Here is a 23,282-nt window from a genome sequence, read left to right on the forward strand (position 1 = left end):
TATATTCTTAGTTAGAAAATCCAACCTGTCTCCAAGCCTCATAAGCTACGATTGAAACACAGTTTGAAAGGTTTAGGCTTCTCGAGCCTCTTTGCATAGGTAGAGTTATACCATCATATTCATCCATTATCTCCTTTGGAAGACCCTTAGTTTCAGAGCCAAATAGAAATGAATCATCACTATGGTATTTAACGTCAGCATAGCTTCTAATCACTTTTGTACTTACAAAATAGAGTTTAGCCGGGTTAGCTTTGTCTAAGTAGTCATCAAAATTTTCATATTCATAAACCTGAGCTAACTCTTTATAGTCAAGCCCAGCTCGCCTTAAACGCTTATCATTAATCTCGAATCCATAAGGCTTTATAAGGTGAAGATTTGCACCCATATTTGCTGACAAACGTATTAGACTTCCTGTGTTACTGGGTATCTCGGGTTGGTATAAAACTAAATTTAACATACAGCTACTTTTCACAAATAACATTATCATCCCATAGAACATAAACCAATTACCAAAACTCGCTTATTGATATAATATTAAAATGAAAAATTACATAGAAATTAGAAGTTTTTTACAATCTCAAGCAACCTAAATTTAATCCATGTCTATAAGAAAATCGACTAAAGACTATCTTAAGATGGAGGTCAAAGATATATTAAAACTCTTATGTTTAGCACTTGATCAAACTAAAGAGCAGTTGTTTTCCAATACGGATTATGAGCTAAATAATGCAGAACTTAAAACACTCGATAGTTTAATTAAGCAAAGAAGTAATGGTAAGCCTTTTGCCTACCTCAAAGGCACTCAAGGATTTTATGATCGTGATTTTATAGTCTCACCTGCAACTTTAATTCCAAGACCCGAAACAGAACTATTAATCGACATTGCACTTGATACGTTTGATACAAATAAAAAAATAAGCCTACTAGACCTAGGAACTGGAAGCGGCATAATAGCCATAACTCTTTCTGAAAAGCGTCCAAAATGGAAGATTTCAGCCACTGATCAGTCGATGGATGCACTGAATATTGCCAAACTCAATTCAATTAAAGATATTGATTTTTATTGTGGCAGCTGGTTTAACCCATTACCTCTTTCAAGATTTGATTTAATTGTCAGTAACCCGCCTTATATTAATGAGCATGACCCACACTTAGAAGATTTAAAATATGAACCTATTGAGGCCTTAGTCTCAGGCAATGATGGGCTAAATGACATCAGAGAAATCATCACCAAATCAACAGAATTTCTTAACATCGGTGGATATTTACTGCTTGAGCACGGATATGACCAAAAGGATAGAATTATTAAGTTATTAGAAGAGTCTTTTACAAATATCAAAACATTTAAAGATCTCAATAAGCTCGACAGGGCAATCCTTGCAGAACTAAGGTAACTCAAAAAATTCTGCCTTTTTCTTTGAAGACTTTTGTTGAGCTAATATAACCCCAGAAATAACGATTAAAGCTCCAAATGCTTGGTGCCATATCCAGCTATCACCAAGAAGAAACAGCATAAACATGACGTAGAATGGAACAGCATTTAAATGAAATGACGCCAAACCAATTCCGAGTTGACTAACAGCCTTTATCCAGAAAATTTGAGAAATTCCCAACCCAAGCCAAGCGTAGATAAGCACTAAGCCTAAATGCTCAATAGTAATAATTGACGTAGCATTAGTTAAATCAAAAAATACACTACAGACAAAATATAAGAATATTGATAGCCCCGCCATACCAAAAGATGTGACTGCTGTTTGACCTAGGTTAGACATGCCAGGAAGGCTTTTGACTGTTGCTCTGGAGGCCCATGCAAATAATGCAACTCCAATAATTCCTATGAGAGCAGCTATGCCAACATTATCCTCTCTTAGTGAGGCGCCTGAAGCAATATAGCCACCAAGTAATACTAGAACTACACCAAAGAAAAACCATAATGTCATCTTACGTCCATCAAGAAGCATCTCCAAACTTACAGCAAAAACTGGCATTGTGGCTACCGCCAGTGCTGCGATTACTGGTGTTGTTAATGATTGAAGCATAAGGATTAAAAAAGCCCCAATTCCAAATCCTGATAAGCCTATTAAAAACCCCTTTAACCATTTAGCAGATTTGACTTTTTGTATTCCTTCAATAAATAACCAAATTATAAAAATTAAAATAAAGGAAAAAACATTTCGAGCAGTGATTACGCTAACAACATCCCAGTCTTTTAATAAATATTCAGCAGCAGGAAAACCCGTTGCAAAAAGAAGTATGGAAAACACACAAAGAAAGTTAGACTTAACAATTGTTGTTTTGTTGTCAGTTGACTCTTTTGAGGTAGATATACTCATAGTTTTAAAGAGCTAAATGTGGTGTATTGCAGACTCGCAATATATCAGAAACTATTAATTTAGCAATATTTATTTGCCGCTCTAAATTTATTGAAATCTCGATCAGCATGAAAATTCAAGATTGTCAGAAGCACCGAAGTGGATGTATAATAATTTTTATCAAGATAAAGGCTTATTAAGCGCTGCCTTGAAAATAGGATTTCAGTGATTTATTATCATTTTTTTTATACTCAACGCAATTATAAAAGGTTACTTATGCTTGAAAAAAAACACATCGGTCAATCCACTCAAAGTATTTGGGGTGGAGAGCAAGAGTACGAACTATATGAGCGCTCAACTCAAGTACCAGTCGTTCATAGCGTTTCATTTGCCTACAAAGATATTGATACTTGGCATAAAGTTGCCCTAGGTGAAGCTGAAGGCCATATATACTCTCGAAATACAAACCCAACAGTCCGCGCTTTTGAGGACAAAGTAAAAGAACTTGAAGGCGCTGAAGCGGCGACTAGCTTTTCCTCAGGAATGGCAGCAATTAGTAATACCTTAGCCACCTTTTTAAAGCCTGGTGACCGCCTTGTTTCAATCAAGGATAGTTATGGGGGTACAAATGTCATTTTTAATGAATTTTTACCGCCACTTAATATTGATGTTAGCCTTTGTGAAACAGGTAATTATGAGCAAATAGAAAGTGAAATTGCTAAAGGCTGCAAGGTGTTATATTTAGAAACGCCAACCAATCCAACCATTAAAATTACTGACATCAAACGTTTAAGCGCGGCAGCTAAAAAAGTAGGTGCCCTTGTCGTTGTTGATAACACGTTTGCAACGCCAATCAATCAAAGACCGCTTATGCTTGGTGCTGACATTACGCTGCATTCCGCCTCTAAATATCTAGGGGGTCACGCAGATGCTCTTGGAGGGGTAATTTGTGGAAATCAAGACTTAGTTAGGCAAGTTTATCATTACCGTGAAATAAACGGTGCTACTCTAGCCCCAATGGACGCCTATAGCCTCCTAAGAGGAATGAAAACATTAAAGCTTCGAGTTGAAAGACAAAATGAAAGCGCTATGTTAATTGCAACGTTCTTACAAAATCATCCTTTGGTTGATCAGGTTAACTACCCTGGCTTAGAGTCTCATCCAGCTCATGAGATAGCTAAAGAGCAAATGAATGGTGGATACGGCGGAATGTTAAGTTTTTCTGTTAAAGGTGGTCTAGATTCAATTAAGAAATTTTTACCAAAACTTAAATATGCTCATATGGCTGCTAATTTGGGATGCGTTGAAACGGTAGTTGGTCCTCCATTAACGACAAGTCATGTTGAGTGTAGCGCAGAAGAGCGAAAGGCTGCTGGAATACCTGAAGGCTTAGTCAGATACTCTACTGGAATTGAGGATGTAGAGGATTTGATTACTGATTTAGAGCAGGCATTTAAAGAAATTTCTTAAGAATTTTAGGAGAATACAATGAAACAAGAAAGAAGAAGATTTTCTCAAGAGGAGTACCTTGATAGACAATTAAAGACTCGCAAGTCTATGAATGCTTTAAACGTAGAAGTTTTAATTGTTTATGACCCTGCTAATATGTTCTGGTTAACGGGTTATGATGGCTGGTCATTTTATGTTCATCAATGCGTTGTAATTACAACAGATGGTGGTCTTTTTTGGTATGGCAGAGGGATCGATGCAAAAGGGGCAGAACTTACTACAGACCTTGAGTTAAATAATATCCTCTCATATCCAGATGATTATGTGATGAGCCCTGAGAGACATCCAATGGAGTTCCTTGCCAATATCCTAAAAGAGAAAGGTCTGCATAATAAAAGAATTGGCCTAGAAAAAGATAACTATTACTTCTCTGCTAGAGCCGCAGAGTCATTATATAGCTTACTTCCTGCAGCAACTTTTAGTGATCAGACAGGCTTGGTTAACTGGCAAAGAGCCATTAAATCTGAAACTGAAATTACTTATATGAAGCGTGCAGGTAAGGTTATTGAAGGAGTTTATGAAAGGGTTATGCAGGTGGCAGAACCTGGAATGAAGAAAAATGACTTGGTTGCTGAAATATATCACGCAGGCATTCAAGGACACCAAGGCCATTATGGAGACTATGCCTCATTCGTTCCTCTTATTGGTGCAGGAGAAGAAGCGGCGGCCTGTCATATGACATGGAATGATGAGCCACTAAAAAATAATGAAGGTATGTTTTTAGAGCTTGGAGGAGCGTACGCAAGATATCACTGCCCCTGCTCAAGAACTTTATTTTTAGGAACGCCCCCTCAGCAGTACTTAGATATTGAAAAGGTTATTAATGAGTGCATTGTAAATGCTATCGAGATGTTCAAGCCGGGCAATACCTGCGCTCAGATTTCAGACAACTTTACAGCAACTCTGAAAAAATATGGCTATGAAAAAAATAACCGATGTGGCTACCCTATTGGTTGCAGTTACCCCCCTGACTGGGGCGAGCGCACAATGAGTCTTCGAGGAACTGATCAGACAGTTTTAGAAGAAAACATGACATTTCATTTTATGCCCGCGATCTGGTTTGATGACTGGGGCTTTGAAATGACTGAGAGTATTCGCGTTGGAAGTAATGGCGGTGAATGCCTATCTAATGTTCCCAGGAAACTATTAGTTAAGTAAGGTTTCTCTTCACTAAGTCTGACTTTTTGATTAAGCCTTCAGGAATAACATCAGTATCTTTGATTTTATTCAAGACTGCATAACTGAAATAACGCCTCATGCCAATATCTGCCTTTAAGACTCTCTTAATGAATTCTTGGTAACCAGTAACGTCTTTAACAAGGACTTTTAATATGTAGTCTAAACCTCCACCCACAGACCAGCATGAGAGCACTTCATCAAAGCCCAGTATAGCTTCTTCAAATCGTGCAAACTGACCTTGCTTATGACTCTCAAGCTCAACCTCAGTAATCACTAGGTGAAAATTATCTAAAAATGAAGATGACAGTCTTGCGCCGTAGCTTTTAATAATCCCAGCCTCCTCTAATCTTTGGAGTCTATCCCAGGAAGGGGTAAGTGATAAATTAAGTTTTTCCGCAAGAGCAGTTTTAGTTATTCTTCCTTCTTTCTGAAGAATAACCAGTATTTGAATGTCTCTTTCATCAAGCTTATGCATGGAACTATTATGACTCTAAATGGTATTTAATTTACCAAAAAAATTCACTTCTGTGTGAATTTATGATATTAATCAGTACTTTACAGCCCTTAGAGATGCTTTAGTCTGGCTAATTAAGACTGCCTATAATTTGAGAAATTTGATCAAAAGTAGCCTGGTTTGAAGTAAAAACTGGCTTACCTATAGCCACTTCAATTTCAGGAATTATTTCTGCTGATCTCATTGCTGTACACGATATAAAAATCGCATCTGCATCCTCATGAACTGCTGTTTTTGCTGCTGCAATGATTTCATCGGCAGGGAGCATAGCAACATCTCTGTCATCATCCATATCCATATGCATTGAAGACACCATTTCAACACCATTGCGCTCTAAATAACCCCTCAAAAGAGAGGAAACTTCTTCACTATAAGGCGTTAAAATGCTGATTTTTTTAAAGCCTCGCGCCTTAAAATTTGCAACAACCGCTTGAGAGGTAGAAAGAACTTTTGCAGTTGGCTTACTTTCATGAATTGCAGACTCTATTGCCTCATCGCCAACTATGGATGATGAAGAGGTGCAATTAAATACAACTAGGTCGAGATCATAATTAGGAAGTATTAGTGCTGCAGCTTCAGTCAAATCATCGCCAATTGCCGCTAAAGACTCTGGGGTCATTGGGTTTGCAAAATGAATTCGGTTGAAATAAAAGTCATAGTCTGGTTTTTGCTCTGTGTACATTCTTACAAAGTCACGCTCAAAGGTGAAATCTGTATTTAAAACTATCAGTCCTACTGATGGCCTATCCCTTCTCTCGCTCAAAGCGTCAGATATTTGATATTTTTTTGATTCTATAGTCATAAAAATTAATGTTTAATTGATGTTGAGAATAGGTGCATCACAACCACACCTGAAATAATTAACGCCATACCAATAAATGAGGCAAGATCTGGCATCTCCTTATAAATAATTGCCCCAGAACATGCAACCAAAACAATACCTAAACCAGACCAAACAGCATACACCACGCCTAACGGCAATTCTCTTAAAGCAAGAGTCATTAGCCAAAAAGAAATAAGGTAGAAGATAACCAAAAATGTGGTTGGCACGAGTCTAGTAAACTCTTCTGTAGCCTTTAAAAGCGTTGTTCCAGCTACTTCAGCTACAATAGCAAGCGCTAAGTAAACGTAAGTCATAAAGATTAAATTGACTGTAAAAATCACAGTATAACCTTAAGAAATAAACTTTACAAGAACTATAAAAAATAATTGAAGTTGGCCTATAAGCCGGGTTCTGTATGACCAAAGTCATGATAGTCATTCATCTACGATACTTGTCACCAAGCATCTTTAGCACTCTACCCGAAGACAACGCGAGCAGCGCCAATGCCTTCCTATTTGAGCTTGCTCCAAGTGGGGTTTACCATGCCACACTTATCACTAAGTCCGCGGTGAGCTCTTACCTCACCATTTCACCCTTACCTATCGAAACAGGCGGTTTATTTTCTGCTGCACTTTCCGTCGCATCACTGCGCCTAGCGGTTAACTAGCACTTTGCTCTTTGGAGCCCGGACTTTCCTCCTAGCGCAATTGCACTCGGCGACCATCCGGCCAACTTCAATGGAAAATTATACGCTAGGAATTCACCGTTTAAACAGTGCACTAAGATCGAATAAAGACTTTATCTAATTCTGAAATGTTATAGGAATATTATCCAGCACTTGATGGATATTTTCACCATCAGTATCAACTGCGACAGTTACCGGCATATCTTTAACTTCAAGTTCATAGATCGCCTCCATTCCCATCTCCTCAAAGGCAACAACTTTTGCCTTCTTAATGGACTTAGAAATTAAGTAAGCAGCACCGCCAACTGCAATCAAATAACTTGCCTTGTGCTTTTTAATACTTTTAATAGTTGAGTCGCCGCGCTCAGCCTTACCAATCATGCCCAAAATTCCTGTGTTTTCTAGCATCATGTCAGTAAATTTATCCATCCTACTCGCGGTTGTTGGGCCTGCTGGACCGATTACTTCATTACCCACAGCATCTACTGGCCCGACATAATATATAAATTTGTTATCAAAATTAACGCCTTTAGGAAGCCCCTCTCCATCATCAATCATTGACTTAAGGCGCTTATGGGCAGCGTCCCTTCCAGTAATAATTGTTCCTGATAGTAGCAGTGTGTCTCCAATATTCCAATGCTCCATTTGAGATTGAGTTAGGTTATTTAAATCTACCTTTGTGTACTTAGAAACGTCCATCTCCAAGTCTGGATAGAGACTTAAATCAACCTCTGGCAATTCAGCAACTCCAGAGCCATCTAACGTAAAGTGGACATGCCTCGTAGCAGCGCAGTTTGGAATCATTGCAACTGGCAGTGAAGCTGCATGCGTTGGATAATCTTGAATCTTAACGTCAAGAACTGTTGTTAAACCGCCCAGACCTTGAGCGCCAATTCCAAGCGCGTTGATCTTATTAAATAAATTAATTCTTAGGGATTCTATTTCAGTGGGATCACTTTTATCTTTAATTTGATTAATATCGATTGGGTCCATGAGCGCTGATTTGGCCATTAGCATGGCTTTTTCAGCAGTTCCGCCAACTCCAATACCTATCATTCCTGGAGGGCACCAACCCGCACCCATCGTTGGAATTGTTTTCAGAACCCAATCCGTCAGATTATCATCAGGATTTAAAACTGTAAACTTTGATTTGTTTTCAGAGCCGCCTCCTTTTGCAGCAACCGTAATATCTAATTTATTTCCTTTAACTAATTTGGTATGGATAACTGCAGGAGTATTGTCTTGAGTATTTTTTCGACTAAACAATGGATCACTAACGATTGAAGCCCTTAAGAGGTTATCAGGCTCATTGTAGGCCCTCCTTACTCCTTCATTGATCATCTCTTCGAGGGTAAGCTCAGACTCCCACTGAATGTCCATTCCAACTTCAACAAAAACATTAACAATCCCAGTGTCTTGACAAATTGGCCTCTTACCCAGAGCGCACATCTTAGAGTTAATTAAAATCTGAGATATCGCATTTTTTGCGCTCTGATTAGTCTCTCTTTCATAAGCCAAAACCATTGCGCTAATAAAATCTGGTGAATGATAATAAGAAATATACTGCAATGCAGAATGGATACTCTGTACTAAATGGCCTTGTTTAATTATCATATTTATTTGGATTCACCTATTGTCTAGTATATTAAAGCAAGATATATTATAATCTCATTTCATTTTAATCATTTTTTTGCTAGGATTCCCTTATGTTCAATTTATTCAATGGCCAAAATCTATCAATCGATCTTGGAACAGCTAATACACTTATTTATATGGACGGTAAAGTAGTCCTAAATGAACCTTCAGTTGTTGCATTAAGGCATGAAAAGGGCGCTTTAGAGTCAACAGTCATAGCCGTAGGTCAAGAAGCAAAGAATATGCTTGGAAGAACTCCTGGCTCAATTGAAGCCATTAGACCAATGAAAGATGGTGTAATTGCTGACTTTAAGGTTACTGAAAAAATGCTTCAATACTTTATGAAAAAAGTTTTAAAAGCTGGCTTTTTCTCACCAAGCCCTAAAGTATTAATTTGTGTCCCATGTGGTGCCACTCAAGTTGAAAGACGCGCGATTAAAGAAAGTGCTGTAGGCGCTGGAGCAAGAGATGTTTATCTCATTGAAGAGCCTATGGCGGCGGCACTTGGTGCTGGCATGGCAATTGAAGAAGCTTCAGGAGCAATGGTTCTTGATATTGGTGGTGGAACTTCTGAAATCGCAATACTATCTTTAAATGGAATCGTTTATTCTGACTCTTTGAGAGTTGGAGGAGATGTTTTTGATGATACTATTGTTAAATTTGTAAGAAGGGTCCATGGCATTATTATTGGTGAAGCCACAGCTGAGCAAATTAAAGAAGAAGTTGGAAGTGCTTTTGAATCAAAAATCGTTCGTAAGAACGAATTTAGAGGACGCGCAGTTTCTACTGGCCTTCCAGTTGCTTTTGAAGTCACTAACTCAGAAATATTAGAAGCATTGAGCGAGCCTCTTGGAATGATTATCAGCGCACTAAGAACTGCCCTTGAGCAAACGCCTCCTGAATTATCATCAGATATTGCACAAAATGGCCTAGTTATTACTGGTGGTGGTGCTCTTTTAGAGGGGCTTGATAAGCTAATTCATAATCAAACAAACTTACCTGTCACTATTGCAGATGATCCACTTACCTGTGTTGCAAGAGGTGGAGGAATTGCCTTAGAAATGATTAATCAGCATGATATGGGGTTTTTAGCAGCTGAGTGAATAAAAATAAGTCGAGGCATTAATAATGCGACTTTTAAAACTTTGCGTACCAGTATTTCTTTCAATTATTTTAATTGTATTAGATACTCGTTTTTCTTACTTAGATAGTTTTAAGAAATTGACCTTAACTCTTCTCAGTCCAATTTATGTAGTTGTTGATTTGCCCAGTCAAGTTATTGACTGGGTTAATGAAAAGGGTGCTGTTAATGAAGTTCTAATTAGTGAAAATGATTATCTAAACGGCCAATTAATTGAACTTAAAGTAAGGCTTCAAACCTACAATAATCTAGCTTTAGAAAATCAAAAAATTTCAGGGCTTTTAAATTCAAGCTATGAAATACCAAACCATGATGTTTTGCTTGCAAGTGTTAAGTCAATCTCGCAGTCTAGACTATCCAAAATAATAGTCATTGACAAGGGTTCAAATGATAAAGTAACCCTATCTCAACTTATAATTGGCTCAGATGGTGCTGTAGGTCAAGTTATGCAAGTTACTCCTATGTTCTCAACGGTTCGTCTTCTAACTGACCCCACCCAATTTATGCCAGTTAAAAACTCAAGAAATGGAATTAGAGGTATTACCAAGGGATTGGCATCAAATGAAACAGGCATGATTGTTGAGTATGTACCATTAGATTCAGATATTAAAGTTGGAGATTTATTCCTTACTAGTGGAATTGGTAATTCATACCCGTCTGGCTATCTTGTGGGAAGAGTAACCTCAATTGATGATTCATTAGATGCCTCATTCTTATCAATTACACTTCAGCCATCTCAAAATATGAATAAATTAGAAATGGTCCTAATTATTAAAGGAAAAAATGACTAATTCAAATCACTTTTTTCTTCTATTTAAAATATCTATTATTGCATTTATAATTAGTGCAATTTCGCTGCCATATTTTCTAGAGTTAGCCTCTCCTTTTTGGCTATTGTCTTTTTTTTGCTATTGGCTTATTTATTCAAACAGTAAGAATATCTATAGTGCTGCATTTATTCTTGGAATATTACTTGATATCTTTCAGGGAGGGATTCTAGGTCAAAATTCTCTTGCCTTAGTCCTAAGCTCTGCTTTTATTTTAAATGTAAAAAAATCTTTTTTTGTTTCAAATTTGACGACTCAACAGGTATATATATTTTTAGGATCTTTAATTTATTTGATTGTATTTTTATTGGTCCATCAATTTTCTCATGGCCTAAATTTTGAGTGGTTGATATTACTTTCTCCAATTACTGCTGCAATTTTTTGGCCTTTTATTCGATTTTTATTAGCTAAATTTAAGCATTAGATAACTTACCAGTATGGAAAAAATTGGAAACATTAAGCGCGAAAAATTAGTATTCAAATCAAGAGTAATTATTTCCATAATCATAATGCTTTCGATAACTCTGATCTTAATACTAAGGCTCTTTAATCTTCAAGTAACTAAGCATGATTACTATGTAGAAGAAGCTCTTGGCAATCAAATGCAAAATCTTCCTATAACACCAATTAGGGGGAATATTCTAGATCGAAATGGGAAAATTTTAGCAACTAATGAATTTTCATACATATTGACGATCACTCCAGAAAAAGTAACCAATTTAAACGAAACATTGATAGGATTAGAAATAAGTGATTTAATTACTTATGAAGATATAAAAAAATTTAATAAAAAATTAAGTCGCTTTAAAAAATTTCATAACATACCCCTAAAATTTAATCTTTCTGAGTCATCAGTTGCTTCATTTCTATTAGAAAACCAACTCCCTGGCGTTGAGGTTGAGCCGTATTTTCATCGTGTTTATCCTTATGGAGAATCAAGCGCGCATCTCATTGGATACGTCTCTTCAATGAGTAAAACAGATAAAAGTATTTATGATAAAAAAAATTACAACGGCACAAATTTTGTTGGCAAAACAGGTATCGAAAAACAATATGAAAAGCTACTTCATGGGCAATCTGGTATAAAACAAATTGAGCGAAATGTAGCTGGGCGAATTGTTGATACCAAAATTATAACGCCCTCTATTGCTGGGCAAGATATCTACTTAAATATTGATATAGACTTGCAACTTAAAGCTGAATCACTTCTTGGAGATAATAGAGGCGTTATAGCACTTATAAATGTTAAAGATGGGTCAATACTCAGTCTAGTCAGTACCCCTTCATATAACCCCAATTGGTTTGTTAATGGAATTACAGTCGAAAGATATAATGAGCTCAGTTCTAATGAAGATTTGCCACTTTTTGATAGAAGCATTAAAGGACTCTACCCTCCTGGATCGACTATTAAGCCAATGGTTGCTCTTGCTGGTTTAGAGCTAAATAATATAACTATTAAAGATAGCACCTTTTGTCCTGGATACTACAAGTTAAATAATTACTCTAGAAAGTTTAATGACTGGAAACGAACTGGTCATGGGAAAGTAGATGTGATTGAGGCTATTGCTCAATCATGTGATGTATTTTTCTATGATTTAGCTTTCAATATGGGCATTGATCAAATTCATGATAGCCTTTCATATTTTCAATTTGGCAAAAAAACTGGAATTGACTTGCCAGGAGAGCTTGGCGGCATCCTTCCCTCTAGAGAGTGGAAAAAGATTAATAAGGACGAGCCTTGGTATAGAGGAGAAACTCTTATAACAGGAATTGGCCAAGGTTTTATGACTGCAAGCCCTCTTCAACTTGCTTTAGCAACAGCAGCTATAGCAAATAAAGGCCAGCTATTAATGCCCCAAGTAATGATGCATTCTCAATCAAAAAATGGCGATTTATTTGAAGAACAAAACCTAAAATCAAATCAAATACCTATAAAGGATATCAATAATTGGGAGCTAATTATTGAAGCAATGAAGCAAACGGTATATGGCAAATTTGGGACAGCCAAAAGACTTAACAATAAGCTTAAATATAGCCTAGCGGGTAAAACTGGAACCGCACAGGTTTTTGGTCTTGACCCAGAAGAAGAGTACATTGCTGAAAATATTGAAGAGAAATTAAGGGATCATGCTCTATTTACTGGGTTTGCACCTATTGAAGACCCCCAAGTGGCAATTGCTATTATTGTTGAAAATGCAGGCAGTGGTAGCTCAAAAGCGGCACCTTTGGCAAGAGAACTATTAGACGAATACTTTATTAAAAATCCAGTTGAGCTAAATACACTTAATTAGATTAAATCTCTTTATAGCTTTTCAGCATAGAATTTTTTTCTAAAGTCAGAAAATGTATTACTCTTTATTGCCTCTCTAATTGACTTCATCAAATACTGATAATAGAAAAGATTATGAAGGGTGTTTAGGCGGGACCCTAGAATTTCATTTGATTTTTGTAAATGGTGAAGATATGCCCTTGAATAATTTTGACAAGTTGAGCAATTACAATTAGGATCTAGAGGGCTAGTATCTTTCTTATATTTTGCATTTCGAATTTTTACAACGCCCTCTGAAGTAAATAAGTACCCATTTCTTGCGTTACGAGATGGCATTACACAGTCGAACATATCAACCCCAGCTGCAACACCCTCAACTAAGTCTGCAGGAGTTCCGACACCCATTAGATACCTTGGCTTATTTAAAGGCATAAGATCAGGTAAGTAACTGAGAACATTCATCATTTCTTCTTTTGGCTCTCCAACCGACAAACCACCAATAGCATAACCATCAAAATTCATCTCAACTAATGACTCAGCTGAATGAAGGCGAAACTCTTTATGCATTCCGCCCTGAATAATTCCAAAAAGAGCATTTTTATTGTTGAGCCTTTTGTGCTCCTCTAAAGATCTTTTTGCCCATCGAAGTGAAAGCTGCATAGATTGATCAACAACATTTTTTTCAGCAGGATAAGCCGTGCAATCATCAAATATCATAACAATATCTGAGCCCAGTTTATACTGAATTTGCATAGACTCCTCAGGGCCCATAAAAATTGCTGACCCATCCTTTGGTGATCTGAATTTAACACCCTGCTCAGTTATTTTCCGCATCTTGCCCAAGCTAAAGACTTGGAACCCACCAGAATCAGTTAGAATTGGGCCCGGCCAATTCATAAAGTCATGGAGGTCGCCATGAGCCTCAATCACTTCCGTAGTTGGCGTTATTGATAAGTGAAATGTATTTCCTAGGATAATTTCAGCGCCTAAATCTCTCACCTCATCAACAGTCATTGCCTTAACTGTTCCGTAAGTTCCTACGGGCATAAAAGCTGGGGTATTAACTTCACCACGCTCAAAAGTAAGCTTACCTAATCGAGCTTTTTTATCTGTATTTTTAAGTTCAAATTTCATAATAAGGTTATAAAAAATATCTGTTTTTTTAGCTTTATTGGAATGCTTGATTTATTTCATCAAACCCAAAGCCTCTTGATTCTAAAAAACGTTTTTGTTTAGACTTTTCTTTATAGTCTAAAAACTTGCTGTCTCCAAATTTTTTACTCTTAACGTCTTTTGCAAGCTCAAACCAATTAAATAAAGTTAAATCAAACTTACTAACACCTCTTGATTTAAGCTCCATAGAGATTTTTATAGGCCCTTTGCCTTGGTTGAAGCGCATAAGTATAAAAGCCTCAGAAAACCTTTCATCACTCTGGTATTTTTGTTCAACTAATAAAGAGATGCTGCCATTAATGACAGCATCGTCAAAATCTTTAAGATTTAATTTTTGCCTTAATTCTAATTTGGAGTGCTCTCGCCTCATTAACATCTTTAATGCGGCTGCATAGCATTTACTCTGCTGACTCTGTTTCGTCATTATCACTCTTTACAGGCTGTATTTCGTCAATATCTTTACTCATTAATTTCTCACGAATTTTTGCCTCAAGCATTTTGCTCATTTTAGTATTCTCTTTTAAGAAGTCACGAGAATTATCCTTACCTTGGCCAATTCTTTCCCCTTCAACACTATACCAAGCTCCTGCCTTTTCAACAAAACCATGCTCAACTCCTAAATCAATTATCTCACTCTCCCTAGAGATACCTTGATTATATAAAATTTGAAACTCAGCTTTTTTAAATGGTGGAGCAACCTTGTTCTTGAGAACCTTAACGCGAGTTTCGTTTCCAAGAATTTCATCGCCTTTTTTAATAGCACCAATTCTTCGAATATCAAGTCTTACGGATGCATAAAATTTAAGTGCATTTCCACCAGTTGTAGTTTCAGGATTACCAAACATCACACCAATCTTCATTCTAAGTTGATTAATAAAAATTACCATAGTATTAGTTCGCTTAATATTGGATGTAAGCTTTCTTAGCGCTTGAGACATCAACCTGGCTTGTAAGCCCATATGAGAGGCGCCCATTTCGCCTTCAATTTCAGCTTTAGGAGTTAACGCGGCAACTGAGTCAATGACAACAATATCAACACCTCCAGAGCGAACTAGCATATCTGTAATTTCTAGAGCTTGCTCACCAGTATCAGGCTGAGAAATTAGAAGATCATCTGTATTTACGCCTAGTTTTCTTGCGTAAGAAGGGTCTAGAGCATGTTCTGCATCAATAAATGCCGCTGTACCACCCAATTTTTGCATTTCGGCAATAACATGAAGAGTCATAGTTGTTTTTCCTGAAGACTCAGGACCATAAATTTCAACAACTCTACCTCGAGGTAAGCCACCAATTCCTAAAGCTATATCAAGGCTTAAACTGCCCGTTGAAACAGCTTCAATATCACTTCTCGCCTCTTCATCACCCAAAAACATAACAGACCCTTTTCCATACTGCTTTTCAATTTGTCCAAGTGCTACTTGTAGTGCTTGTTTTTTCTTTTCATCCACTCCGTTCTCCCGCGTAAAATGATAATAAATTTATATGCAATTATTATAATGGCTTTCACTCATCAAGATACAGAATGTATGGCTCTTGCACTCAAACTTTCTCAGTTTGGTCGTAAAGCTGTTGGCGCAAATCCAATGGTAGGATGTGTGATTTCTCGTAATGATAAAATTATTGCCCAAGACTACCATCGTCATTATGGAGAGTCCCATGCAGAGGCAAATGCCTTGGATAAAATTAATTACAAAGGTGAGAATACTAAAGTATATATTACACTTGAGCCATGCTCTCATTTTGGCAAGACGCCGCCATGTGCTGAGGCACTTATTAGAGCTAGAGTTAAAAAAGTTTTTATTGCAATGCTTGATCCTAATCCACTAGTTTCTGGAAGAGGAGTGAGGGCACTTCAAGATAGTGGCATTGAAGTTAAAGTTGGGTTGCTTGAAGAGGAAGCTAATAAAATTAATCGTGGTTTTATTAAAAGAATGACCAGTGGCCTCCCCTTTGTAACATCAAAAATTGCAATGAGCCTTGACGGAAGAACGGCAATGAGGAATGGGGAGAGTAAATGGATTACCTCTGAAGCTTCTCGAGAGGATGTACAAATTCTGCGAAGCTTAAATCAGGCTATCTTGACAGGCTCAGGAACAATCAAAAGCGATAATCCGAAGATGACTGTTAGAAACGAAAATGCAGATTTAAACCCACTTCGTGTTGTAATAGATAGTAAAAATAATATTACTGATAAATCTCTTAACATTTTTTCATCTGATGCTCAAACCCTCATTTTAAATAACGATAATTCAGAACTTCTTGCTAATGGAAAATTAAATCTAAAATCTGCGCTTATAAAACTAGGAGAAATGGGTATTAATAATTTACTTTTAGAAGCTGGTAGCGGCCTTAATGGTGCAATGACTGAGGCTGGGCTAATTGATGAGTTTATTATCTACACTGCTCCATTAATACTTGGAAGTGATGCTAATCCAATGATAGAAATACCTTTAAAAAAAATGTCTGAAAAAATTAAACTTCATATTATTGAAGTTAGTCAAATAGATTGTGATATTAAAATTAGAGCGACTATCAAATGAATAACTTAACAAATAAAAGAATTCTATTAGGAGTTAGCGGTTCTATTGCTGCCTATAAATCACCTGACATTGTTAGAAGGTTGCAAGATTTAGGTGCAGAAGTTAAAGTCATTATTACTAGTGGAGGCAGAGAGTTTGTTAGTGAACTATCACTTCAAACGGTTTCAAAAAATAAAGTTTATTACAACCTCTGGGATAAAGAAGCAGAGCTAGCAATGGGGCACATTGAACTCGCAAAATGGGCTGATGCAGTAATCATAGCTCCAGCATCAGCAAATACCATAGCCAGACTTTGTCATGGCAAGGCAGATGATCTTCTATCAACTGTAATTCTTGCAACAAATGCCTCTATATTAATTGCACCATCAATGAATCAACAAATGTTTGCATCTAAAGCAATTAAGGAAAATCTAAAGATACTTAATAATAGAGGAGTAGTAACAATAAATCCAGGATTTGGTGAGCAAGCTTGCGGCGATGTAGGTGAAGGTAGGTTAGCTGAACCAGTAGAAATTGCAAAACAAGTAGCAACTCTATTTTCAAATAACGCTCTTAGTGGAAAAAAAGTTCTAATAACAATAGGGGGAACTATTGAAGCAATTGATCCAGTTAGGTATATATCAAATCATAGTAGTGGGAAAATGGGAATGGCTCTTGCGCATAGCTGTATTCAAGCTGGAGCAGAAACAACATTAATAATTGGATCAATATCAGTAGAAGTAGAAAAAAGAGCAAAAGTAACTTACATCACTAGTGCTAATGAAATGTACGACGAAGTAATGAAACAAATAAAAAATCAAGATTTATTTATTAGCTGTGCTGCAGTTGCAGATTTTAGGCCAAAGAAAATAAATCCAAATAAAATTAAAAAAAATGGGAATTTAGCTCCAATTGAGCTTATAAAAAATAAAGATATTTTAGAAAGTGTTTGTAAACTTAAAAACAAACCTATCTGCATTGGATTTTCAGCTGAAACTGAAAATTTTCTTGCCAATGCAACAGCAAAATTAAAGATTAAGAAGTGTGATGCAATTATTTTAAATGACATTTCAAGAAGTGATATTGGGCTAAACTCAGATGAGAATGAAGTTCACTTTATATCACAAGAAAAAACTGAGAAAATAGATAAAAGTAGTAAACAAATTATTGCAGAAAAGATAATAACAAAAGTTACAAAATATTTTTTCTAAATGCTGTAAATGCTTATAAATCAAGGGTTAGTCGACTTACCCACAATACTGTGGATAACTCTGTTGATATCTGAAAATTAAGATACAAATTAAGCTTCAGACTAACAATTTCTATGGTTTTGGTTAATAAATAATCATATGAATTTTTTTGTTATAAATCAATGACTTATATTTTTAAAAATTTATAAATTTATTTCTACTTTAGACGTCAATCTACTTAATTAACAATTCGCGGATAACTTTTTAAGTTTTGCCCTTATAGACTGGGCTTCAGAGGCTAAATTAGTGAATTTAAATCTCCATTCATATTCAATAATAAAAGCTTTATTTTTGAGTTAAATTAAACTAATTAATACCTATTAAACTTCCAATAAATTGAACACAGTTAAAGGCCTTAATATAGCTCTTTAAGCGACTAATTAAAGGCAAATTTGTGATTTATCTAATATTGGATTTGATATTTTCCATGACCAAATTTTCTCTCAATTGAATCTAAAAACTCTCGATTTAATGAAATATCAAATTCTTTAGAAAGAGGGATCTTTCCAGATGAATTAGGCGACTGATACTCAATAATTACTGGACACTTTCCTGGATATTCTTTCAATAGTGCACACAGCTTTACGAACTTATTTTTGTTCTCTTCTGTTAGTTTAATTTTGAGATATTTAGCATATTTTATTTGAACTCTGTCAACTGGATCTATTCGGTCGACGACAATCTGCCATTGCTCTCTGAAATCTTTATTTACCTTTCCAGAAACTACAACCACTTCATCTAATAATATATGTTCGCTATTTTCTGCAAGTTTTTGTGAAAAGACTGCAGCATTAATTCTTTTCTCTCCATCTTCAATAGTTAGGCTTGCCATTTGGCCTCGTCTTGTATTTCTATAGACAATGTCAGATATGAGCGAAAGAACCCTCACTTCACGATTATTTCTAAATATCAAATCTTTTGGTAACGCGCAAACTATTGATTTTAAATCTGATTTATACCAATCTGTAGGGTGGCGTTCTAGATAGTAACCCATTACATTTTTTTCAAACTTCATTACATTTTTAAATGAGAGAAACTCTCCTTTTATATAATTTTTTTCATACTCAGTATGACTATCCACTTCTCCGAAAAGGCTATCTTGGCCTCTTGATAAATCGTTTTGTCTTTGTTCTGCCTGTCTAACTGCTCTTGGATACGTCGCAATTAATGTTGCCCTCTTAATATCAAATAAATCAAATGCTCCACTATATATTAAAGCTTCGATAGCCCTACGATTTAAAAATTTTTTTTCTATTCGAAAACACAAATCAAAAATATCAGAATATTTTCCATTTTTTTCTCTCTCTAAAACTATCTCTTTGACAAGTGCTTCTCCAACACCTTTAATAGCCCCTAGTCCATATACTATTGTTTTATTATCAGTAATGCTAAACTCATACTCAGATTGATTTATATCTGGCGCAATAACTACAACACCATTTTTCTTAGTCTCTCCAACTGTAAATGCTATACGGTCAGTATCATCCATAACTCCTGATAGAACAGCAGCCATAAATGGAGCCGGAAAATGAGCTTTAAGCCATGCTGTTTGATATGAAATATAGGCGTAAGCAACTGAGTGAGATTTGTTAAACCCATAACCTGAAAACTTATCAATAAGATCAAAAATTTCATTTGCCTTACTCTCTTCAATATTTTTTTCAGCCGCTCCTTTTACAAATACTTCACGCTGCTCTGCCATTTCTTCAACTTTTTTCTTGCCCATCGCGCGGCGTAAAATATCTGCACCACCTAAAGAGTAACCAGCCATAACTTGAGCAGATTTCATTACTTGCTCTTGATATAGAAATACCCCATTTGTGGGCTTTAAAATTTCCTCTAACATCTTATGTGGATACCTTACTTGTGCTCCATGTTTTACTTGTATGTAATCATCTACCATGCCGGCGTCTAGTGGGCCTGGTCTATAAAGCGCCAGCATAGCAACAATATCTTCAAAAGAGTCCGGTTTAAGTTTCTTTAAATAGCCTCGCATTCCATCTGATTCAAGCTGAAAAACTCCAGTAGTATTACAATCTTGGAGTAACTTAAATACCTTTGGATCATCAAGCTTAAGTTTATCAATATCAATCAAACCCTCACTCTCACTTAAGCTTTTTTTAGCTATAATTTTTACCGCTTTATCTATTACAGTTAAGTTTGATAATCCCAAAAAGTCAAATTTTACAAGCCCTACAGCTTCAACATCATCTTTATCGAATTGAGAAACAACAACATCTGACTCATCGGATCCTTTGTAAATTGGGCAAAAATCACTAATTTTACTTGGTGCAATAACAACGCCGCCAGCGTGGGTGCCAACGTTCCTAATGAGGCCTTCTAAATCTTGAGATAAATCAATCAGTGTTGAAACACTTTCCTCTGAATCATATCTTGCTTTCAATTCATTGGAGTCTTCTAGTGCCTTACCTAAAGTCATTTTTAGTTCATTTGGTATCATCTTAGATATCTGGTCGCTAAAACCATAAGGATGTCCTAATACCCTTCCTACATCTCTCACTACGCCTTTAGCTGCCATGGTTCCATAAGTAATAATCTGTGATACTTTTTCTGAGCCATATTTATTCGAAACATAAGCAATAACTTCATCTCGACGATCTGTGCAAAAATCAATATCAAAATCAGGCATTGAGATTCGCTCTGGATTTAAAAAACGCTCAAATAAAAGATCATGCTGAATAGGATCTACATTAGTTATAGAAAGTGCCCATGCCACAAGAGAGCCAGCTCCTGAGCCCCTACCTGGACCAACTGGAATTCCATTTTCTTTAGCCCATCTTATAAAATCAGAAACAATTAAAAAGTAACCTGGGAAATCCATTTCAAGGATTACGGATAATTCAAAATTAAGTCTTTCAAAATAACTCTTTTCATTTACATTAAGGTCTTTAAGTCTAACTTGAAGGCCTTTAATTGACTCCTCACTAAAAAATTCAGCTATAGACTTTCCTTTTGGTATTGGAAAGGCTGGAAGATAATTCTTCTCGAATAATTTAAAGTGTAAGTTACATCTTTTGGCTACTTCAGAAGCATTTACTATCAGCTGAGGATAGTCTTTAAATAGTTCAGACATTTCATCGGCAGTCTTTAGATATTGGCTATTGCTAAAAAATTTTAAACGCCTGGAATCATCTAAAAGCTCTCCCTCAGCTATGCAGATCCTAGCTTCATGAGCATCAAAATCACTTTTACTTAGAAACTGCACATCATTAGTAGCAACAACCGGGATATCTAACTTCAATCCTAATTCAATAGTAAGGTTAAGAAGATTTTCATCTGAATGTCTATTAGTTCTTTGTACCGAAATATAATATCGATCTTTAAAAATAGATTGCCAGTGTTTAGCTTTAGTATGAGCAAGTTCTAACTCATTTGTCAAAAGTAATTGAGATATGTCTGAGCTGATTGGAGTTGCAATCATAAATAAGCCCTTTTGGTGGGAAATTAATTGTTCTTCTGTAACACTAACAATTGAAATTCCTTGCTCATTTAGGTAGGCCTTGGAAATAAGCTCTGAAAGATTTAAATAGCCCTCGTGGTTTTGACAAAGTAAGAGCACTTGATAATGACCTAAATCAAAATCTACGGATATTTTTGCGCCAATAATAGGTTTAATGCCAGCATTAGTTGCTTTTTGATAAAATTTAATCGCAGAAAAAAGGCTCATATCATCAGTTAGAGCAACGCTTTTCATACCTGCTTCTTTAACGCTATCTATAAGTTTTGAAACACGAACTAAGCTATTCTTTACAGAATACTCACTTTGACATTGAAGATGAACAAAATCCACAGAACTCATTTATCCGAAAAAAAATATGAAATTTACTGCCCTATTTTACAAACAATTTCAATACTGACTTTTAGCTTTTAACAATTATATATCTGAAATTCAACTATAAAAAATAAACCAATGAATTGGTTAGATATTTTGCGCAGCCTTAATCAATGCTTGAGCTTTATCCATAGTTTCTTGCCACTCCATTTCAGGCAAAGAATCATAAACAATTCCTGCTCCAGCTTGGACATATAGCCTCTGATCTTTAATAATAGCGGTTCTAATAGCTATTGCAAGATCCATTCCACCATGCCACGATAAATTACCAATAGCTCCAGAATAAATATTACGCTTTAAATCTTCAACTTCATCAATAATTTCCATTGCCCTTACTTTTGGTGCACCGCTTAATGTACCTGCTGGAAAGGTAGCTCTAAGAACATCAATAGAACTCATATTTTCTTTTAACTCACATTCCACATTTGAAACAATATGCATAACATGCGAGTATCGCTCTATGAACATTTTATCTGTAAGAGTAACACTTCCAGTTTTAGCAATTCTGCCTAAATCATTTCTGCCAAGATCAATTAACATTAAATGTTCAGCAATTTCTTTTTCATCTGATAAAAGATCTTTTTCTAACTTTAGGTCTTCTTCAAGTGTTTTTCCTCTTGAACGAGTTCCCGCTATAGGCCTTATAGTTGCGATATTATTGTTATCCACACGTGTTAATATTTCAGGAGAGGAGCCAACTATTGCAAAGTCATTTAAATTAAGAAAATACATATATGGAGAAGGATTAAGTATTCTTAATTGCCGGTAAAGCTCAACAGGATTTGACTTAAAAGCACAGCTTAATCGTTGAGATGGAACAACCTGCATAACATCCCCAGCTTTAATGTATTTTTGAACTTTTTCAACTGCACTTATATAATTTTTTCTTCCAAAGCTTGATACAAAATCTTCTGACTTTATATTTTCAGAAGGAGTAGAAGAATATTCAAATGATTTCTTAATGTTAGCTTCAATTAAACTAAGCTTTTCAAGGCCCTCTTCAAATGACTCTTCACTAGTATTAACATGCGTAATTATGTGCACTTTACTAGTTAAATTATCAACTACCAAAAGATCATTTGAAACCATTAATAAAATATCTGGAACATTCAGCTCATCAGTTTTATTTATATGTGATAGTTTTGGCTCTATATATCGAACTATTTCATATCCAAAGTATCCAACTAATCCACCATTAAAATCTGGCAGACTATCTAACTGTGGAACTTTAAATTGATTCTGGTATTTTTCAATCCACTCAAGCGGATCCTCTACTAAATTCTCGTGAATTAATTTTCCATTTTTTTCAACTTGAACTTCATAGTTATAAACTTTAATTACTGTTTCAGCAGCTAATCCAATAAATGAATATCGCCCCCATTTTTCACCACCTTGAACAGATTCTAAAAAGTAACTATAAGGATTATTAGCAAGCTTAAGATATAAAGCCAGAGGCGTTTCCGTATCAATAACAATCTCTTTAGAAAGAGGGATATGGTTAAAGCCTTCATTAATAAGGCTGTTGAATTTTGACTTTTGCATGGGTATATTTTAGCATTACCCAGATTACGAAATCTTTAGATTAAATACTCA

Annotated in this window: 20 protein-coding genes and 1 other RNA gene; 9 read left to right on the forward strand and 12 right to left on the reverse strand. The window is 35.8% G+C overall.

Annotation, left to right across the window (positions count from 1 at the left end):
* Nucleotides 1-7 precede the first annotated feature (7 nt).
* Nucleotides 8-457: a tRNA (cytidine(34)-2'-O)-methyltransferase gene (locus ABXT51_RS06640; protein WP_416694703.1), complete on the reverse strand. Its 450-nt coding sequence runs from the start codon at nt 455-457 to the stop codon at nt 8-10.
* 142 nt (nt 458-599) lie between these two features.
* Here ABXT51_RS06640 and prmC point away from each other — a divergent pair, with 142 nt between their 5' ends.
* Nucleotides 600-1,394, forward strand: coding sequence for a peptide chain release factor N(5)-glutamine methyltransferase (gene prmC / locus ABXT51_RS06645; RefSeq protein ID WP_416694706.1), 795 nt, complete (start codon nt 600-602; stop codon nt 1,392-1,394).
* On the opposite strand, the gene ABXT51_RS06650 is transcribed toward prmC, so the two are convergent.
* A complete protein-coding gene (locus ABXT51_RS06650; RefSeq protein ID WP_416694708.1) occupies nt 1,386-2,333 on the reverse strand; it encodes a DMT family transporter in 948 nt (315 codons plus the stop codon). The two genes, prmC and ABXT51_RS06650, sit on opposite strands and share 9 nt — an antisense overlap.
* Before the next feature lie 255 nt (nt 2,334-2,588).
* Here ABXT51_RS06650 and ABXT51_RS06655 point away from each other — a divergent pair, with 255 nt between their 5' ends.
* Together ABXT51_RS06655 and ABXT51_RS06660 are read left to right on the forward strand one after the other, a co-directional pair.
* Nucleotides 2,589-3,782: a cystathionine gamma-synthase family protein gene (locus ABXT51_RS06655; RefSeq protein ID WP_416694711.1), complete on the forward strand. Its 1,194-nt coding sequence runs from the start codon at nt 2,589-2,591 to the stop codon at nt 3,780-3,782.
* 18 nt (nt 3,783-3,800) lie between these two features.
* Nucleotides 3,801-4,979 carry a M24 family metallopeptidase gene (locus ABXT51_RS06660; protein ID WP_416694713.1) on the forward strand — a complete coding sequence of 393 codons (1,179 nt, stop codon included), beginning with the start codon at nt 3,801-3,803 and terminating at the stop codon, nt 4,977-4,979.
* On the opposite strand, the gene ABXT51_RS06665 is transcribed toward ABXT51_RS06660, so the two are convergent.
* The 5 genes from ABXT51_RS06665 to ABXT51_RS06685 form a co-directional block, all read right to left on the reverse strand.
* A complete protein-coding gene (locus ABXT51_RS06665) occupies nt 4,972-5,475 on the reverse strand; it encodes an Lrp/AsnC family transcriptional regulator (RefSeq protein WP_416694714.1) in 504 nt (167 codons plus the stop codon). The genes ABXT51_RS06660 and ABXT51_RS06665 overlap by 8 nt on opposite strands.
* 109 nt (nt 5,476-5,584) lie before the next feature.
* The gene (locus tag ABXT51_RS06670; RefSeq protein WP_416694717.1) at nt 5,585-6,316 is read right to left on the reverse strand and encodes an aspartate/glutamate racemase family protein; all 732 of its coding nucleotides are present in this window, start codon (nt 6,314-6,316) and stop codon (nt 5,585-5,587) included.
* Between the two features lie 5 nt (nt 6,317-6,321).
* Nucleotides 6,322-6,651 carry a DMT family transporter gene (locus ABXT51_RS06675; protein WP_416694719.1) on the reverse strand — a complete coding sequence of 110 codons (330 nt, stop codon included), beginning with the start codon at nt 6,649-6,651 and terminating at the stop codon, nt 6,322-6,324.
* 70 nt (nt 6,652-6,721) lie between these two features.
* Nucleotides 6,722-7,073: RNase P RNA component class A (gene rnpB / locus ABXT51_RS06680), an RNA gene on the reverse strand.
* A gap of 66 nt (nt 7,074-7,139) precedes the next feature.
* On the reverse strand, nt 7,140-8,636 hold the full coding sequence (locus ABXT51_RS06685; protein WP_416694721.1) for a fumarate hydratase: 1,497 nt from the start codon (nt 8,634-8,636) through the stop codon (nt 7,140-7,142).
* A gap of 92 nt (nt 8,637-8,728) precedes the next feature.
* Between ABXT51_RS06685 and ABXT51_RS06690 the strand changes: the two genes are divergently transcribed.
* The 4 genes from ABXT51_RS06690 to mrdA are packed head-to-tail and all read left to right on the forward strand — an operon-like array spanning nt 8,729 to nt 12,916.
* Nucleotides 8,729-9,760 carry a rod shape-determining protein gene (locus ABXT51_RS06690; RefSeq protein ID WP_416694723.1) on the forward strand — a complete coding sequence of 344 codons (1,032 nt, stop codon included), beginning with the start codon at nt 8,729-8,731 and terminating at the stop codon, nt 9,758-9,760.
* 25 nt (nt 9,761-9,785) lie between these two features.
* Nucleotides 9,786-10,589 (forward strand): rod shape-determining protein MreC, encoded by an 804-nt coding sequence (gene mreC / locus ABXT51_RS06695; protein ID WP_416694726.1) that lies wholly within the window; start codon nt 9,786-9,788, stop codon nt 10,587-10,589.
* A complete protein-coding gene (mreD, locus tag ABXT51_RS06700; protein ID WP_416694729.1) occupies nt 10,582-11,049 on the forward strand; it encodes a rod shape-determining protein MreD in 468 nt (155 codons plus the stop codon). Before mreC ends, mreD begins: the two co-directional genes overlap by 8 nt.
* Before the next feature lie 13 nt (nt 11,050-11,062).
* The gene (gene mrdA / locus ABXT51_RS06705) at nt 11,063-12,916 is read left to right on the forward strand and encodes a penicillin-binding protein 2 (RefSeq protein WP_416694732.1); all 1,854 of its coding nucleotides are present in this window, start codon (nt 11,063-11,065) and stop codon (nt 12,914-12,916) included.
* Between the two features lie 11 nt (nt 12,917-12,927).
* Here the strand turns inward: mrdA and tgt are convergent, their stop codons facing one another.
* The 3 genes from tgt to recA are packed head-to-tail and all read right to left on the reverse strand — an operon-like array spanning nt 12,928 to nt 15,515.
* Nucleotides 12,928-14,028, reverse strand: a complete 1,101-nt coding sequence (tgt, locus tag ABXT51_RS06710) for a tRNA guanosine(34) transglycosylase Tgt (protein WP_416694734.1) — start codon at nt 14,026-14,028, stop codon at nt 12,928-12,930.
* A 34-nt stretch (nt 14,029-14,062) separates the two neighbouring features.
* A complete protein-coding gene (locus ABXT51_RS06715) occupies nt 14,063-14,491 on the reverse strand; it encodes a regulatory protein RecX (protein ID WP_416694736.1) in 429 nt (142 codons plus the stop codon).
* Complete coding sequence (recA, locus tag ABXT51_RS06720; protein ID WP_416694738.1) at nt 14,466-15,515, reverse strand: recombinase RecA; 1,050 nt, start codon at nt 15,513-15,515, stop codon at nt 14,466-14,468. Before recA ends, ABXT51_RS06715 begins: the two co-directional genes overlap by 26 nt.
* A gap of 48 nt (nt 15,516-15,563) precedes the next feature.
* Here recA and ribD point away from each other — a divergent pair, with 48 nt between their 5' ends.
* Both ribD and coaBC read left to right on the forward strand, forming a co-directional pair.
* A complete protein-coding gene (gene ribD, locus ABXT51_RS06725; protein ID WP_416696309.1) occupies nt 15,564-16,607 on the forward strand; it encodes a bifunctional diaminohydroxyphosphoribosylaminopyrimidine deaminase/5-amino-6-(5-phosphoribosylamino)uracil reductase RibD in 1,044 nt (347 codons plus the stop codon).
* Nucleotides 16,604-17,797 carry a bifunctional phosphopantothenoylcysteine decarboxylase/phosphopantothenate--cysteine ligase CoaBC gene (coaBC, locus tag ABXT51_RS06730; RefSeq protein ID WP_416694740.1) on the forward strand — a complete coding sequence of 398 codons (1,194 nt, stop codon included), beginning with the start codon at nt 16,604-16,606 and terminating at the stop codon, nt 17,795-17,797. The genes ribD and coaBC overlap by 4 nt, the downstream gene beginning before the upstream one ends.
* A 442-nt stretch (nt 17,798-18,239) precedes the next feature.
* Here the strand turns inward: coaBC and dnaE are convergent, their stop codons facing one another.
* Together dnaE and trpE are read right to left on the reverse strand one after the other, a co-directional pair.
* Nucleotides 18,240-21,656: a DNA polymerase III subunit alpha gene (dnaE, locus tag ABXT51_RS06735; RefSeq protein WP_416694742.1), complete on the reverse strand. Its 3,417-nt coding sequence runs from the start codon at nt 21,654-21,656 to the stop codon at nt 18,240-18,242.
* A 120-nt stretch (nt 21,657-21,776) separates the two neighbouring features.
* Nucleotides 21,777-23,231: an anthranilate synthase component I gene (gene trpE, locus ABXT51_RS06740; RefSeq protein ID WP_416694745.1), complete on the reverse strand. Its 1,455-nt coding sequence runs from the start codon at nt 23,229-23,231 to the stop codon at nt 21,777-21,779.
* Nucleotides 23,232-23,282: the final 51 nt, after the last annotated feature.

The organism is Candidatus Pseudothioglobus sp. Uisw_050_01 (genome assembly GCF_048085775.1).
Taxonomy (GTDB): domain Bacteria; phylum Pseudomonadota; class Gammaproteobacteria; order PS1; family Pseudothioglobaceae; genus Pseudothioglobus.